At 68.8% G+C, this 14,285-nt stretch carries 14 protein-coding genes; 3 read left to right on the top strand and 11 right to left on the bottom strand.

Annotation, left to right across the window (positions count from 1 at the left end; translation table 11 throughout):
- Window positions 1-2: 2 nt before the first annotated feature.
- From ACSFA8_RS08830 to ACSFA8_RS08820, 3 genes are all read right to left on the bottom strand, one after another.
- The gene (locus ACSFA8_RS08830; RefSeq protein ID WP_435479108.1) at window positions 3-758 is read right to left on the bottom strand and encodes a protein-L-isoaspartate O-methyltransferase family protein; all 756 of its coding nucleotides are present in this window, start codon (window positions 756-758) and stop codon (window positions 3-5) included.
- A 76-nt stretch (window positions 759-834) separates the two neighbouring features.
- Window positions 835-1,866, bottom strand: coding sequence for a MerR family transcriptional regulator (locus ACSFA8_RS08825; protein ID WP_435479107.1), 1,032 nt, complete (start codon window positions 1,864-1,866; stop codon window positions 835-837).
- Window positions 1,867-1,992: 126 nt separating this feature from the next.
- Window positions 1,993-2,787: a UPF0149 family protein gene (locus ACSFA8_RS08820; protein WP_435479106.1), complete on the bottom strand. Its 795-nt coding sequence runs from the start codon at window positions 2,785-2,787 to the stop codon at window positions 1,993-1,995.
- Here ACSFA8_RS08820 and ACSFA8_RS08815 point away from each other — a divergent pair.
- Together ACSFA8_RS08815 and ACSFA8_RS08810 are read left to right on the top strand one after the other, a co-directional pair.
- Window positions 2,786-4,477 carry an FMN-binding glutamate synthase family protein gene (locus ACSFA8_RS08815; RefSeq protein WP_435479105.1) on the top strand — a complete coding sequence of 564 codons (1,692 nt, stop codon included), beginning with the start codon at window positions 2,786-2,788 and terminating at the stop codon, window positions 4,475-4,477. The genes ACSFA8_RS08820 and ACSFA8_RS08815 overlap by 2 nt on opposite strands.
- Before the next feature lie 10 nt (window positions 4,478-4,487).
- A complete protein-coding gene (locus tag ACSFA8_RS08810) occupies window positions 4,488-5,423 on the top strand; it encodes a BUD32 family EKC/KEOPS complex subunit (RefSeq protein WP_435479104.1) in 936 nt (311 codons plus the stop codon).
- 8 nt (window positions 5,424-5,431) lie between these two features.
- On the opposite strand, the gene ACSFA8_RS08805 is transcribed toward ACSFA8_RS08810, so the two are convergent.
- From ACSFA8_RS08805 to ACSFA8_RS08795, 3 genes are read right to left on the bottom strand one after another with little or no spacing between them, the layout of a single operon-like run.
- Window positions 5,432-5,824 carry a PIN domain-containing protein gene (locus tag ACSFA8_RS08805; RefSeq protein ID WP_435479103.1) on the bottom strand — a complete coding sequence of 131 codons (393 nt, stop codon included), beginning with the start codon at window positions 5,822-5,824 and terminating at the stop codon, window positions 5,432-5,434.
- Window positions 5,821-6,366 carry an SRPBCC family protein gene (locus ACSFA8_RS08800; protein WP_435479102.1) on the bottom strand — a complete coding sequence of 182 codons (546 nt, stop codon included), beginning with the start codon at window positions 6,364-6,366 and terminating at the stop codon, window positions 5,821-5,823. Before ACSFA8_RS08800 ends, ACSFA8_RS08805 begins: the two co-directional genes overlap by 4 nt.
- Window positions 6,363-7,601 carry a THUMP domain-containing class I SAM-dependent RNA methyltransferase gene (locus ACSFA8_RS08795; RefSeq protein ID WP_435479101.1) on the bottom strand — a complete coding sequence of 413 codons (1,239 nt, stop codon included), beginning with the start codon at window positions 7,599-7,601 and terminating at the stop codon, window positions 6,363-6,365. The genes ACSFA8_RS08800 and ACSFA8_RS08795 overlap by 4 nt, the downstream gene beginning before the upstream one ends.
- A gap of 57 nt (window positions 7,602-7,658) precedes the next feature.
- On the opposite strand from ACSFA8_RS08795, the gene ACSFA8_RS08790 reads away from it, so the two are divergent.
- Window positions 7,659-9,440, top strand: coding sequence for a hybrid sensor histidine kinase/response regulator (locus ACSFA8_RS08790; protein ID WP_435479100.1), 1,782 nt, complete (start codon window positions 7,659-7,661; stop codon window positions 9,438-9,440).
- A 142-nt stretch (window positions 9,441-9,582) separates the two neighbouring features.
- Here the strand turns inward: ACSFA8_RS08790 and rpoN are convergent, their stop codons facing one another.
- The 5 genes from rpoN to ACSFA8_RS08765 form a co-directional block, all read right to left on the bottom strand.
- Entirely contained in the window at window positions 9,583-11,166 is a 1,584-nt protein-coding gene (gene rpoN, locus ACSFA8_RS08785; protein ID WP_435479099.1) for an RNA polymerase factor sigma-54, read from the bottom strand.
- Window positions 11,167-11,177: 11 nt separating this feature from the next.
- Window positions 11,178-11,948 (bottom strand): LPS export ABC transporter ATP-binding protein, encoded by a 771-nt coding sequence (lptB, locus tag ACSFA8_RS08780; RefSeq protein ID WP_435479218.1) that lies wholly within the window; start codon window positions 11,946-11,948, stop codon window positions 11,178-11,180.
- Between the two features lie 71 nt (window positions 11,949-12,019).
- Entirely contained in the window at window positions 12,020-12,709 is a 690-nt protein-coding gene (lptA, locus tag ACSFA8_RS08775) for a lipopolysaccharide transport periplasmic protein LptA (protein WP_435479098.1), read from the bottom strand.
- A gap of 104 nt (window positions 12,710-12,813) precedes the next feature.
- On the bottom strand, window positions 12,814-13,461 hold the full coding sequence (locus ACSFA8_RS08770) for a thiol:disulfide interchange protein DsbA/DsbL (protein WP_435479097.1): 648 nt from the start codon (window positions 13,459-13,461) through the stop codon (window positions 12,814-12,816).
- A 79-nt stretch (window positions 13,462-13,540) separates the two neighbouring features.
- Window positions 13,541-14,284, bottom strand: a complete 744-nt coding sequence (locus ACSFA8_RS08765) for an SPOR domain-containing protein (RefSeq protein WP_435479096.1) — start codon at window positions 14,282-14,284, stop codon at window positions 13,541-13,543.
- Window position 14,285 lies beyond the last annotated feature (1 nt).

Below are 14,285 nucleotides of genomic sequence, written 5' to 3'. Positions count from 1 at the left end.
CTTCAGATGCCGGCACTCGACAGCCACCAGCCTTCACCGACGCACCACGCCGAGGCATCCGGCTGGCCTGTGCGTCGAAGTGACCTGATGGTGCGTGGCGACTTGGTCGCCATGGCTTCGGAGAGCGCTTTCGACGCGACGTCGCTGCGGGCGCCAATGCACGGGATGAATGCAACGAAGCTGAGGAACGAAGCGGCATAACTCGCGGCGCTGTGCCTGGAAACGGCAAGCATGAGCCCGTGGCCGGAGTTGGTGGTCATCGGAAAGACCAGGCGCCCACCGATCTTCAATGCATCGAGCCACTCCGGCAAAGGGTGCGTCGCACCCGCGCTCACATAGATGACGTCTGACGCCGGCAATTCCCCTTGCGCCGCAGAGGCGCAGACGATGCGTACGTTCGGTGCCGGCGCCAGGGCTGCGCGGGCGCGCTCGGCCAGATCGGCGGCGATTTCATAGCCGATGACCGTTCCGCTGGCAGCGACCATCTGCGCAAGGATGGCTGTGTAGTAGCCGGTGCCCGCGCCAATGTGCAGCACCTGATCGCCCGGCATTGGCGCAACCGCTGCGAGACAACGCGCGTGCAGGCTCGGCTGGCCGTTGTTGATGCCTCGCTCCGGCGCGATGCCGACCAGGACGTCCTGGTAGAGGAGGCGCGGGTCGTCGGACACGGTCGTGACATACGCGCCGCCGCCAAACACCGACCAAGGGCCTTTCCCCAGGTAATGCTCCCGCTCGACTGTTGCGAAGGCCGCCAGCAAACGCTTGTTCGAACTGCCCGCCGCCCCCACGACAAGGCGTGCATAGGACTCCCGACAGGCTTGAATCGATTCCATCTCAGGCCGGTTGTCGCCACGCGACAACCCCTGCTGTTCGGGCCCGCACTTCGGGCGAAGCCAGGCAGGTGGCGACAGCCTCATAGCCCGGTGCGCCGGGATAGGGCGCGACCTGCGTGGGTGGGCTGTGGTTCGCGGGGCAGAGGATGATGGCTTCGTCCGGGCCGACCGCAGACAAGTCGAGAATCGCGCAAGAGCGGGTGAGCATGAAGATCGGTCGCGCTTCGGCCCCACGGCGGCGCAGCCGGGCCATCAGCGCCTCCTGGGTGGCTTGATCCAGCCCTTGTTCGATCATGTCGACGACCAGGGCCGCCGGCCCGTCTGCTTCCAGCCCGGCGAGCAATGCAACCAGGGCATCCGACTGCGTCGCGCCATCCTCTACCAGCCAGGCCAGCGCCTGTTCGAGCCGGGACTTAAAGGCGGGGTCGCCATCCAGCCGAAATCTTGCGGCTGCACCGCCATCTGCAAGCCGCTCAAGGCCCAGCCAGGCGGCATTGGGCAGCGCTTGGGCGAGGCATTGGGCCAGCCGGGTCTTGCCGCTGCCGAGCGGGCCGATGATGTAGTTCAGAGGCTGGATTTCGCGAAGTTCGAATCGCTCCCCACCCCACGGCCACGGCAGATCGAATGCGACGCGGATCTCGGAGACGGGCGCCAAGAGGCCCGCCAGTTCACCAATGGTCGGTGTCTGGCCCTGCGCGATGCCGCTTCGCAAGCCGCGAACCTTCTCGACAGTGTGTGCAAGTTGCCGAAGTCGCGCTTCCAGCGCTTCCTGGTGCGCCGCCAAGGTGGGCTCCAGGCCTTGGGAATTGCCCTGCAGCACGCGCCCCACCTGGGCAAGGCTGAAGCCGAGGGCGCGAAGCGCGACGATTTCGGCAGCACGCTTCATCTCCGCCTGGCCATAGGCGCGCCATCCCGCCGTGGTTCGGTCGGGATCCACCAGGCCGCGCTGCTCATAGAGCCGCAGCGCCTTGGCCGAAACGCCGAGCCGCCTCGCGGCTTCGGACGGACTCAGAGACGGGGCGGGAGATCGCATGCAACGTTCCTTTCAATTGATCTTCCCTTTTAAGGGCTGCCCCTGGGGCCGAGTCAACCGTCGCGCGGCACCGAACGCGTCTACAAGCTCGAAATCAAGAAATAGCGCGCTGCGGCGCCCTCGCCTCTAGCCCGCGCCGTGGCACTTCTTGTATTTCTTGCCGCTGCCGCAAGGGCACGGGTCGTTGCGCCCCGGGGTGGCTTCCTTGCGGATGGTTTCGACGCGCGGGCCCATGCTTTTCCACAACTGCCGCAGGTCGTAGACGGCCCAGACGGCGCTGCCGAAGTCATCGAGCCGCTGCTGGCTCAGGCTGGGCGGGCCGTCCTCGCTGAACATCGACACGGTGGGCTTGCCCTTGTCGTCCTCGGTGAGCGTGACGATGGCGTCGAGCGCGTCGTCGAGCATGCCGGCGGCTTCCTTGTCGCGCGGCGCGGCCCAGTCGTCGGGCCAGTTCTCGACCGCGTACATGAAGCCGAGCGCCCACACCTGCGCAAACGACGGAATCGCCTCGTCTGCGGTTTCGGCCTGTTCTTCGGGCGGCAGCGAGGCGATGGCGCCGCGCACATCAAGCACCTCGGGCTGGTAGCAGCGCTCGTCGTCGAGCGCTTCGACCGGCGCGTCGAGCCCCTGCTCGATTTCGGCCCAACGGCGCTTCCAGTGCCAGACGAATTCCATGTATTTGGCCGGCTTGAACGCGTCCCCGAGCAGCACCGGCCAGTATTCGTCGGGCAGCACCGGGCGGCGCGAGCAGATCAGCGCGGCCATGAATCCTTCGCAGAACTCCCACTGGGGGATTTCGTCGTCGGTCTCGCGCATGAGGTCGAGTTCGCGGTCGAGCACGTCGAAGTCGTCGGGGCCGAGCGGCGTGGTGCCGGGAGCGGCCGGAGCGGCGGGAGCGGAGGATTCAGGGCTTGTCGTCATGGCGGGGCAAAAATGGGGCCTCTATGATGCAGCACGCCCAGGGAGACAGATCATTTCCAACCCCATACCCCCCTTGTTTCCGACCCGCTACACCGCCTTTGCACTCTGCGTCCTCGGCCTCCTGGCCAGCCTGGCGACGGTGCTGCTGTGGCCCTGGCTGTGGCGCGGCTGGATCGGGCTGGCGACTTTCGCCGTGCTCACCGGCACCGGCGTCCACGATGTGCGGCAGGCACGCCACGCGATCCTGCGCAACTACCCGGTCATCGGCCACCTCCGCTTTCTTCTGGAGTACGTGCGGCCCGAGATCCGCCAGTACTTCATCGAAAGCGATGCCGAGGCGGCGCCGTTCTCGCGCGCGCAACGCTCGCTGGTGTACCAGCGCAGCAAGGGCGAGCCCGACAACCGGCCGTTCGGCACGCAGCTCAACGTCAGCCTGCACGGCTACGAGTGGATCAACCATTCGATGCAGCCGACGAAACTGGCGAGCCACGATTTCCGCATCGTCATCGGCGTGGATTGCGCGCAGCCCTACAGCGCCAGCGTGTTCAACATCTCGGCCATGAGCTTCGGCGCGCTCTCGGCCAACGCCATCCTGGCGCTGAACCAGGGCGCGAAGATGGGCAGCTTCGCGCACGACACCGGCGAAGGCTCGATCTCGCGTCACCACCGCGTGCACGGTGGCGACCTGATCTGGGAAATCGGCTCGGGCTACTTCGGCTGCCGCAACGAAGACGGCAGCTTCAGCGAAGAGCGCTTTGCCAAGGCGGCCAACGAGCCGCAGGTGAAGATGATCGAGCTCAAGCTGAGCCAGGGCGCCAAACCGGGCCATGGCGGCGTGCTGCCGGGCCCCAAGGTCACGGCCGAGATCGCGGCCGCGCGCGGCGTGCCGATGGGGGTCGACTGCATCTCGCCGGCCTCGCACAGCGCGTTTTCGACGCCGCTTGAAATGATGGCTTTCATCGCACGGCTGCGCCAGCTGTCGGGCGGCAAGCCGGTCGGCTTCAAGTTCTGTCTCGGCCATCCGTGGGAATGGTTCGCCATCGTCAAGGCCATGCTCGAGAGCGGCGTGACGCCCGATTTCATCGTGGTCGACGGGGCCGAAGGCGGCACCGGCGCGGCGCCGGTGGAGTTCTCCGACCATGTCGGCTCGCCGCTGCAGGAAGGGCTTTCGCTGGTGCACAACACGCTGATCGGCGTGGGCCTGCGCGAGCGCATCAAGCTCGGCGCGGCCGGCAAGGTGATTTCGGCCTTCGACCTGGCGCGGCTGATGGCGCTGGGCGCCGATTGGTGCAACGCGGCGCGCGGCTTCATGATGGCGCTGGGCTGCATCCAGGCCCAGGCGTGCCACACCGGCCATTGCCCGACCGGCGTGACCACGCAGGATCCGAAGCGTCAGCAGGCGCTGGTGGTCGTCACCAAGGCGGAGCGCGTGCGCAACTTCCATCGCAGCACGCTGCATGCACTGCAGGAGCTGGTGCAGGCGGCGGGCCTGGCCCACCCACAGCAGATCACCGCGCAGCACATCGTGCGCCGCATTTCCGACACCGACGTGCGCCTGCTCTCGCGCGTGATCATGCGCATTCCGCCGCGCGCGCTGCTGGGGCCGCTGGAAGCGCTGCCCAGCGTGTTCCGGCTGCACTGGCCGATTGCCACGGCGCGCAGCTTCCAGCCGGTGGCTTTTGACGATTGAGCCTGACCCGATGAACCCCCTGCGCAACCGCGCGACCCGCATTCAGTCCCGCAAAGGCAGCGCCTCGGCGCCAGCGCCGCTCGATGCGCTGGCGGCCCTGCCGCAACCCGATGGCTACGCGGCCTTCCTGCAGGCCACGCTGCCGCAGCAGCAACGGGCCGTGGCGCGCCATGCCTTCGGCGGCCGGCGCGTCTGGCTCAAGAAGGCCGGCCCGCGCCACGGCAAGCTGCGCTACCACCTGCTGGCCGCGATTGCGGGCACGCTGCGCCTGGACGTGCTCACGCCAGTGCCCAACCCGGGCGGCGAAGCGGCCGTCGCGATCGAAGCGCGCCGGCTGCGCACGCTCGGCGCGCTGGGCCTGCGCGTGCCGACCGTGCTGGCGCAGCAGGCCGACGGACTGCTGATTTCCGATCTCGGTGAAGGCGGGCAGGCGCCGGTGGTGCTGAACGAGCGGCTCGACCACGCGGCCGCGGTCGGCCCCAAGGCACTGCTGACGGTGTGGCGCGAAGGGCTCGACGCGATCGCGCTGGTGCATGCGCACGGCACCTACCTGAGCCAGGCCTTTGCGCGCAACCTGATGCACTGCCCCGACGGCACCATCGGCTACATCGACTTCGAGGACGACCCCGGCGACACGCTGGCACTGCCCGAGTGCCAGGTGCGCGACTGGCTCAGCTACCTGCACTCGACGGCCGCACTGGTGCACGCCGCCTCGCCGCATGCAGCCGGCGCCCACTGGCACGCCGTGCTGGCGGACGCCAGCGACGCCGTGCGCGAGCGTATCGGGCATGCCGCGCGCCGCATGCGCTGGCTGCGCCACCTCCCGGCCAGCCGGCGCTGGGGCCGCGACACGCAACGCGTGCGTGCCGCGGCGCTGCTGCTGGCACGCTGGTATGCGACAGGCTATGACCCGGCCACGCGGCCCGCGCCCCTCACCAGGAAATAGCAGCGCCGCTAGGACACGTCGACGCCGAGCGCCGCCAGCCGCTTGCGCAACACCAGCACCGCGCGATCCTTGCTGCGCAGCGGTGCCCGGTGCGCCACCGCCAGGTCGATGAAGATCTGGTCGTCGGGGTCTTTGCAAACCACGCTGGCGCGCGGCGCCGGCTCGACCCGCTGCGCCTGCCGGTCGAAGTCGGCCAGCACGGCTTCGGGGGTTCGCCCGTAGTGGGCGAGCCGCGGCACGATCTGCGGATAACCGAGCACACGTGCCAGCTCCTCACGCATCGCCGCGGTGGCCAGCCAGCGCAGTTCGCCGGCATCGAGCGCAGCCTGCAGCGGCGCGCAGGCCGGATCGCCGAACACCAGGAGGTCGAGCGCGATGTTGGTGTCGATGACGATGGTCATGACGGTCTTGCAGTATCAATCGAGGTGCGCAGCATCGGCCCTGTCGGGACTGGCAGGGACCGCTGCTGCCAGGCGACGACCTCGTCGCCATGCGCGGCCAGAAACGCCTGCAACCTGCCGAAGCGCTTTCGGGTCTGGCGCTCGAAGCTCCAGCGCACCACGGGCCCGATGAAACTGCGCAGCCAGGCCGGGCCGACTTCAAAACTGTAGGTGTAGATCAACACCGATTGCCGCTCGCCGGCCGATTTGTGTCGCATCGACGCGGCCCATCGGCTGAACGGAAACGAAGTGCCCACCATAGCTGCCGCGGCAAGGTGCGGCCGGTCGAACGACACGAACTTCGTGCGCATCGACAAGCCGCGCAGCAGGCCTGCGCCGGTGTTGTGCGTCTCGGCACCAACAGAGGGGCACGGCGCACCGCCTTCCACCTGCGTGCGGCTGACCAGCGAATCCCAGCGGGTGCGCCAGTGATGGTAGTGAAAAGCGTCGAACACGACGGCCGCAGCGGCCGGCATCGCGAACTCGAACCGGTGATGCGTCACGCCGCCGGGGTTTTGGCGCGGGCCGAGCCGGCCACCATGTCGAAGCGGAACAGCCGGCATTCGATCGGCCCGTTCCACATCGGCACGCGGCGCGACTCTTTCAGGCGCATGCGCTGCGGCAGCTTGAGGTCGGGGGTGAGCACCCAGGCCGTCCAGCCGGCGTAGTTCTTCTTCCAGTGGGTGGCGAGCTGCGAGAAGAACTCGCCGCCGTCTTCCGTGGCAGCCTGCTCGCGGGCGCCGATGCGGGCCACGCCGCCAACTTCGATGCGCTCGCCGTACGGCGGGTTCAGCACGATCACGCCGCCCCCATCGGTGCCCTCCGGCGGCATGCGCTGAAGCGCGTCGCCGCCGCGGAATTCGATTGCTTCGGCGACGCCGGCGCGTTCGGCGTTGCGCTCGGCAAAGTCGACCATGCGGTGCGAGACATCACTGCCGAAAACGGCCACGGCGCCCGTGCTGCCTGCGGCGGTCGCCTGGTTCTTGATGGCAGACCAGACATGCGGCTGGAACGGCAGCAGCTTCTCGAAGCCGAAGTGGCGCAGCGCACCGGCCGGAATGCCGCGCGCAATTTGCGCGGCTTCGATCGCGATGGTGCCGCTGCCGCAGCAGGGGTCGTAAAGCGGCTGCGCCGACACTTCGCCGGTCTCGGGGTTCCACCAGCCGCTGGCGGCCAGCATTGCGGCGGCCAGCGTTTCCTTCAGCGGCGCGTCGCCGGTGTCCTGGCGCCAGCCGCGCTTGAAAAGTGGCTCGCCCGAGGTGTCGATGTAGAGCGTGCAATGGTCGGTGGTGAGGTGGGCGAACACGCGCACGTCGGGCCACTGGGTTTCGATGCTCGGGCGCACGCCGCCGGCCTTGGCGCGAAAGCGGTCGGCAATCGCGTCCTTCACGCGCAGCGTGGCGAAGTTCAGGCTTTGCAGCGGGCTGTGCTGGGCGGTGGTCTCGATCTTGAAGGTCTGCTTCGGCGTGAACCAGATCTCCCAGGCCACGCCGCTCGCGATGGCGTAGAGGTCGTTCTCGTTGCGGTAGGGCGCATGGGCCAGCTCGATCAGCACGCGCTGCGCGAGCCGGCTGTGCAGGTTGAGCTGCAGTGCCTCGCGCCAGTCGGCCTGCACGCGCACGCCGCCGCGCATGGCGACCAGATCCTGGCCGACGCGGCCGGTGAGTGCGTGCACTTCCTGCGCCAGAAAGTCCTCGACGCCGGCGGCGCAAGGCAGAAATAGAGAGAGATCGTTCACCGGGCGATTGTCGCCGCCCTGCGCCGGTCGCCGGGCTCCTCTATAGTCGCTTCGCTCATGAGCTCCAAGCCCGCGGCCGATACCGCCACTGCCCCTTCCGCCGCGCGCTTCGCTGTTCAGTGCGAGGTGTTGCGCCTGAGCGCGCAGCCCAGCGGACCGGTGCTGCTGGTGCAGTTTCTGCTGGACTGCGGTGTGGCCGCACTGTTCGCCTGGCAGTATTCGGTGCCGCACGCGCTCGCATGGATCGCGCTGATCGCCGCTTCGACCGCCTGGCGCGGCTTCTTTCCGCAGCAGTTGCCGGATCCGCTGACCGCAGGCAACCTGCCCGCCGCGCTGCGGCTGCACACGCTGCGCATCGCGGTGCACGAGGGCGCGCACGGCCTGGCGGGCGTGCTGCTGTTCAACCCGGCCGAGCCGGTGGCGCAACTGCTGCTCGCGGCCGTGGTCATGGCGATGACGTTGTCGTCGGCTTTCTCGGTGTCGTACCACACGCCCGCGATGCAGCTGGCCATTGCACTGCTGCTGCTGCCGCTCATCGTGATGGGCCTGCTGTTCGGCGCACCTGTGATGATGATGGCGGCGCTGCTCGGCATCGGCCTGCTCGCGATGGTCTGGAAGCTGGTGTCCGAACGCTCGCGCCAGCTCGAAGAGAACATCGGCCTGCGCCACAACGAGAGCGCGCTGCGCGAGCAGGCGCTGGCCGGCCTGCACGCATCGCAACAGGCGCAGGCCGAGCGGCTGCGCTTTTTTTCCGCCGCCAACCACGACCTGCGCCAGCCGGTGATGGCGATCGGGCTGCAGGCCGAGGTGCTGCGCCAGCAACTCGACGGCGGTGCGCCCACGGCGCTGGTGCAGCAGACCGTGGCCGCGCTCTCGCAGGCGCAACAGGCGCTGGAGGGGCTGACCAACCAGCTGCTCGAAATCGGCCGCATCGAAGCCGCCGCCGATCCGCTGCACCCCACGCCGGTGGCGCTGGCGCCTCTGCTGCAGAGCTTCGCGCGCCAGTCGAGCCGCGTGCGGGTCCGCTGCCCGGCTGATGCGCTGGCCTGGACGGACGCCGTGGCGCTGCGCCGCATCCTCGGCAACCTGGTCGACAACGCGCTCAAGTTCGCGCCCCAGGGCCGCGTGCTGCTGGCGGTGCGACGGCGCCGTGCCGGGGCGGCCTGGCGCGTGGAAGTGCGCGACGCCGGCATCGGCATCGCGCCCGAGGCGCAGCAACGCGTGTTCGGCGACTTCGAGCAGGTGGGCAATGTGGAGCGCAACCTGCGGCGCGGACATGGGCTGGGGCTGGCTATCGTGCGCCGGCTGGCCGAGCGCCTGGGCTTCGTCATCACGCTGCGCTCGGTGCCGGGCCGCGGCGCCGTGTTCGGCTTCGAGCTCGAAGCCGCGCCGGCCGACCTGGTGCTGCCCGAGGCGGTTGACGACGCCGTGCCCGTGCCGGCCGACCCGCAACCGCTGCGCCCCGGCATCGCGGTGCTGGTGGTGGAAGACAACACGGTGGTGGCCGACAGCATCGCCGCGCTGCTGCGCCACTGGCAGGCCGAGCCGCGCATCTACACGAGCGCGGCCGAGGCGCTGGCACTGGCCGACCTGCCCGCGATCGACGTGGCGCTCTGCGACATCCGCCTGCCCGGCGAACTCGACGGCGTGGCGCTGGCCGAACTGCTGCATGAACAGCGCCCCGACCTGACGATCGCGCTGGTATCGGCCGACATCGAGCCGGTCACCCAGCGGCTCGCGCAGCAGCGCGGCTGGCATGCGCTGCGCAAGCCCGTGCGGGCGGCGGATTTGCGCGCCGTGCTGGTAGCGGCAGCAGGCCAAGGTTTGCTGCGCCCCTGACTTTGTCGGGCGTCCTTCGTGGGGTGCCTTCGTGGGGGCGCCCTTCGTGGGGTGCCGCGGAACCGGCTCCGCCGGGCCGCTGGCGCCGCCCCCGGCAGGGGGTTGGCGAAGCGACACGAAGTGCGCGCAGCCTGGGGGCGAGCTACAGCGCTTTGCGCAGGTTGGCCGGCGCGATGCGCAGCGCCTCGCGGTACTTGGCGACCGTGCGGCGGGCGCATTCGATCCCCTGCTCCTTGAGCATGTCGGAGATCTGGCTGTCGGACAGCGGCTTCTTGATGTTCTCGGAGGTCACGAACTGCTTGATCAGCGCGCGCACCGCGGTGCTCGAGGCATTGCCGCCGGTCTCGGTGCCGAGCGCGGAGCCGAAGAAATACTTGAGTTCGACCGTGCCGTAGGGCGTGGCCATGTACTTGGCCGTGGTCACGCGGCTGATGGTGGACTCGTGCAGGCCCAGCTCGTCGGCGATCTCGCGCAGCACCAGCGGCCGCATGGCGAGTTCGCCATGCACGAAGAAGTTCTTCTGCCGCTCGACGATGGCGTTGCTCACGCGCAGGATGGTGTCGAAGCGCTGCTGGATGTTCTTGATGAACCAGCGCGCCTCCTGCAGCCGCTGCGACAGCGCCTGGCTGCCCTCGCCCTTGTGCGCCTTGAGCGCACCGGCGTAGATGTCGTGCACACGCAGGCGCGGCATCACGTCGGGGTTGAGCATGACGCGGAATTTGAGGCTGGCGCCGCGGCCGGTGCGCGTGACGATCACGTCGGGCACCACCACGTTGCGCTCGACGTCGACGAAGCGGCGGCCCGGCTTGGGCTCGAGCCGCGCGATCAGCTGCATCGCGCCGCGCACCAACTCTTCGCTGCTGCGCGTGAGCGTGGCCAGACGCTTGAAGTCCCGCCGCGCGAGCAATTCCATCGGCAGCTTGCAGATCGCGATCGCGATCTTGCGCACCTGCAGTTCGTTCTCGCTCTCGTCGGGGCGCGCCAGCGCCTTCACCTGGATCGCGAGGCATTCGCCGAGATCGCGTGCGCCGACGCCGACCGGCTCCAGGCTCTGCAGCAGGCCCAGCGCCATCTGGAAGTGATGCACGAGGTCGTCGAACTGGTCGTTGTCGGCGCCGGCCAGGCCAGAGGCGAGCGCGGGCAGCGAATCTTCGAGGTAGCCGTCGTCGTTGAGCGATTCGATCAGGAAGCGCAGCGCCGCGCGATCGGTGTCGTTCAGCCGCAGGCTGAGGGCCTGGCGGTGCAGGAACGACTGCAGCGATTCCTGGCTGCGCGCCAGTTCGGTCGCATCGGCGCGCTCGTCGTTGCCGAGGTTGTTGGCGCGGGCCGGCGCGTCGCCGCCCCACTCGCTGTCGTCCGGCACCATGTCGACCGTGCCGTCGCCGCCCCAGTCGGGCTCGCTGTCGGCAAGGCTTTCCGTGGGCGCATCGGCGGCTGCGGCTTCAGAGTCGCTGGCGGTCGAAGTGCCCGCTCCGTCGGTGTTTCCGGCGATGGAACCGGTGGCGAATTCATCGTCGCGCGGCGCCGGGGCATCGGCTGTATCGAGCCCGAATTCCTCGCGGGCGGCCTCTTCCGCCGTGCGTTCCAGAAACGGGTTGTCGTCGAGCATCTGCTCGACCTCCTGGCTCAGTTCGAGCGTGGAGAGCTGCAGCAGGCGGATCGACTGCTGGAGTTGGGGCGTCAGCGCCAGATGCTGCGAGACGCGCAGCGACAGGCCTTGCTTCATTGCCGCAGGCCCTACATCCGGAAGTGTTCGCCCAGGTACACGCGCCGTACCTCGGCGTTGTCGACAATCTCCGAGGGCGTGCCTTGTGCCAGCACCTGCCCGTCGCTGATGATGAAAGCGTGGTCGCAGATGCCCAGCGTTTCGCGCACGTTGTGGTCGGTGATCAGCACGCCGATGCCGCGCTCTTTCAGGAAGTTGATGATTCGCTGGATCTCGATCACCGCGATCGGGTCGATCCCCGCGAAGGGTTCGTCCAGCAGGATGAAGCGTGGCTGCGTGGCCAGCGCCCGTGCGATTTCGACGCGGCGGCGCTCGCCGCCCGAAAGCGAGAGTGCGGGCGAATCGCGCAGATGGTCGACGCGCAGGTCGGTCAGCAGCTCGGTCAACCGCTCTTCGGTGCGGGCCTTGGTGAGGGGCGCCGGCTTGCCGCTGGCGTCGGGCTCGAACTGCAGCTCGAGCACGGCGCGCACGTTCTGCTCCACGGTGAGCTTGCGGAAGATCGACGCCTCCTGCGGCAGGTAGCTCAGGCCCATGCGGGCGCGGCGGTGGATCGGCATGTGCGCGATCGGCTCGCCGTCGATGGTGATCTCGCCGGCGTCGGCGCGCACCAGGCCCACGATCATGTAGAACGAAGTGGTCTTGCCGGCGCCGTTGGGGCCCAGCAAGCCGACCACTTCGCCCTTCTGCACGTCGAGCGACACGTTCTTGACCACCATGCGGCTGCCGTACGTCTTCTGCAACCCGCGCGCTTCGAGCCGGCTGCCGGTCGTGGCCAGTGGCACGGCCGTGGCGCGGCTGCTGCCGCCTTCGAACGAGGGCTCGCCGCTGCGGTCGATCGTCGCCGTAAGGTCGCTCACTTGCGCGGTTCCCCGTCGAGCGTGGTGGACGGACGCAGACCGGTGCCCGGCGCCGGGGTCGGCGCGGGCGCCGCCGCCTTGCCGCCCGGGGTGCCAGGGGCGGCGGTGCGCGGCGTCAGCACGGCGCGCACACGGTTGCCCTGCTGGCCGGTTGCCACGGCGGTCTCCGGCGGCAGGGTCGAGCCGTTCACGGTGAAGGTGTCGTTGCTCTGGTCGTACACGATCAGCGGGCCGCTGCTCTCGTCGTTGACCTTGGCGCCGATCAGCCGGCGCATCACGGCATGGCCAATGAACTTGACGTTGTCGGCGCGGCTGTCGTATTCGATGCGGTCGGATTCGCCCTCGATCCACTCGTCGCCACCCGGCACGTCGCGTCGCTGCTTGTAATAGGCGAGCTTGCCCGGCGCGGCCGTGACCACGCCGTACTGGTAGCCCTCGGGATCCTGACGCACGTCGATGCGCGCGCCGCGGATGATGATGGTGCCCTTGGTCACCACTACCGCGCCGGTGAACACGCTGGTTTGCTTCAGGTCGTCGTAGCGCATCGCGTCCGACTCGATGTTCATCGGTTTGGTGCGGTCAGCCTTTTCGGCGTGAACGGCCTGAACGGCCGACAGCGCCAACAGGCACAGGGCCGCCAGACGGAAGGGACGAAGAGGGGAGTGGGGTGTAGGGCGCGAGGTCATAAAGGCACGAAACTTGCTGCGCCATTGTATGCGGCCGGCTGACGCGGCCTTGACGAAAAAGCCCGCCGAAGCGGGCTTAGGTTCACTTTAGGTTGACTCTTCGGTCAGCCTTTTCGTGCTTCCGAAATCAGATAGTCGGTGATCTGCAGGGCGCGGTCGAGGTTGCCGGCTAGTTCGCCGTCCACGTACCAACGGCCGGCCACGCCCAGCGCGGGGACGCCGCCGACCTGGTAGTCGTTTTGCAGTTGCGTCGCGCGCTTGACCTTGCCCGACACCGAGAACGACTTGAACAGTTCGGCAAACTTCTTGGCGTCCAGCCCCGGCTGCTTTTCGGACCAGGCCAGGATGGCGGCATCGCCGAACAGCGGCTGGCGCTGCGAATGGATGGCCTGGAACAGCTTGAGCTGGAATTCGTCGACCTTGCCCATTGCCTCGAGCGTGTAGTACAGGCGCTGCTTGGTCTCGACGTCGTTGCCGACGAAGCCCACCGGAATGCGCTTGAAGACGACCTGTGGCGGCAGCGTCTTGATCCACGCTTCGAGACGCGGCTCGAAGGCGGCGCAGTGCGGGCAGTTGTACGAGAAGAACTCGACCACCTCGATCTTGCCGGCCGGCGAATCGACCGGCGCGGGCTTGCCGAGCTGGACGAAGTCCTTGCCGGCCGTGAACATGCGCGCCTGGGCGTGCGAGGGGCTGGCGAGGGGCAGCAGCCCGAGCGAACTGGCTGCCAGCGAAAAATCACGACGTTTCATTTAAAAGTTCTCCTGTGCGGGACAGAGCCCGCCGCGCGGCACGAAGTTCCGCGCCCGCTCGGCTTGGGGGTGTTGGATTTCAGCGTTGAACGCGCACGAGCGCGGTTTCGAGACCGCCGCCGTCGAGCCGGTCTTTCAGCCGGTCGGCATCGTCTTTCCGGTTGTACGGGCCGGCCCGCACGCGGTAGACCGTGCGGCCGGCCTGCTCGCGCTCGGTAACCTTGGCCTCGACGCCCATCAGCGAGAGCTTGGCGCGCTGCGCCTCCGCGTCTTCGGTGGTGCGAAACGCGCCGGCCTGCACGAAGTACATGAACGGATCGGGCGCACTGGGCGCATTCGGGGCGGCGGCAGCGGTCGTCGTCGGTGGCGGGTTGCTGCCGGCCCGGGCGCGGGCCAGGTCGCCCAGCGGGTCGCTCGAGGGCGGGACGGCATTGGCTTCGGCCGGCACGGGCGCCGTGCGCGGGCGCGGCGCCACGGCACCGGGCTTCGTGGTCGGCGCCACCACCACCGGCACCGGGCCGGTCGGGGGCGTGGGCGGGCTGACGGTGACAGGCGCGGGGGCCGGGGCCGGGGCCGGGGCCGGGACCGGCGCCGGCGCCGGCTTGGGGGCCGCGGCCTTGCCCGCCAGCGGCGCGTTCGGATCCCAGTCGCGGTTCTTGCGGGCTTCCGCTTCGTCCTGCTCGGCGCCGCCGCGCTGCGTCTTGGTCATGAACGGGATCGGCACCTTGGTCACGTAGACCGCAATGCCGAGCGCGACCCCGAGCCCGAGCACGAGGCCGACGATCAAGCCGATAACGATGTTGCCGCGTTGTCTTGTCTTCATA

This window comes from Variovorax nitratireducens, assembly GCF_051216545.1.
Lineage (GTDB): Bacteria > Pseudomonadota > Gammaproteobacteria > Burkholderiales > Burkholderiaceae_C > Variovorax.
The sequence above is the reverse complement of the archived record's forward strand: the minus strand, read 5'-3'. Positions and strand labels throughout refer to the sequence as shown.

Excerpts from the sequence above, each read along its gene's own strand:
- ACSFA8_RS08765 (WP_435479096.1), bottom strand. The coding sequence starts at position 14,284 with ATGAAGACAAGACAACGCGGCAACATCGTTATCGGCTTGATCGTCGGC.
- lptA (WP_435479098.1), bottom strand. The coding sequence starts at position 12,709 with ATGACCTCGCGCCCTACACCCCACTCCCCTCTTCGTCCCTTCCGTCTG.
- ACSFA8_RS08805 (WP_435479103.1), bottom strand. The coding sequence starts at position 5,824 with ATGACCATCGTCATCGACACCAACATCGCGCTCGACCTCCTGGTGTTC.
- rpoN (WP_435479099.1), bottom strand. The coding sequence starts at position 11,166 with ATGAAGCAAGGCCTGTCGCTGCGCGTCTCGCAGCATCTGGCGCTGACG.
- ACSFA8_RS08770 (WP_435479097.1), bottom strand. The coding sequence starts at position 13,461 with ATGAAACGTCGTGATTTTTCGCTGGCAGCCAGTTCGCTCGGGCTGCTG.
- ACSFA8_RS08790 (WP_435479100.1), top strand. The coding sequence starts at position 7,659 with ATGAGCTCCAAGCCCGCGGCCGATACCGCCACTGCCCCTTCCGCCGCG.
- ACSFA8_RS08815 (WP_435479105.1), top strand. The coding sequence starts at position 2,786 with ATGGCGGGGCAAAAATGGGGCCTCTATGATGCAGCACGCCCAGGGAGA.
- ACSFA8_RS08825 (WP_435479107.1), bottom strand. The coding sequence starts at position 1,866 with ATGCGATCTCCCGCCCCGTCTCTGAGTCCGTCCGAAGCCGCGAGGCGG.
- ACSFA8_RS08810 (WP_435479104.1), top strand. The coding sequence starts at position 4,488 with ATGAACCCCCTGCGCAACCGCGCGACCCGCATTCAGTCCCGCAAAGGC.
- ACSFA8_RS08820 (WP_435479106.1), bottom strand. The coding sequence starts at position 2,787 with ATGACGACAAGCCCTGAATCCTCCGCTCCCGCCGCTCCGGCCGCTCCC.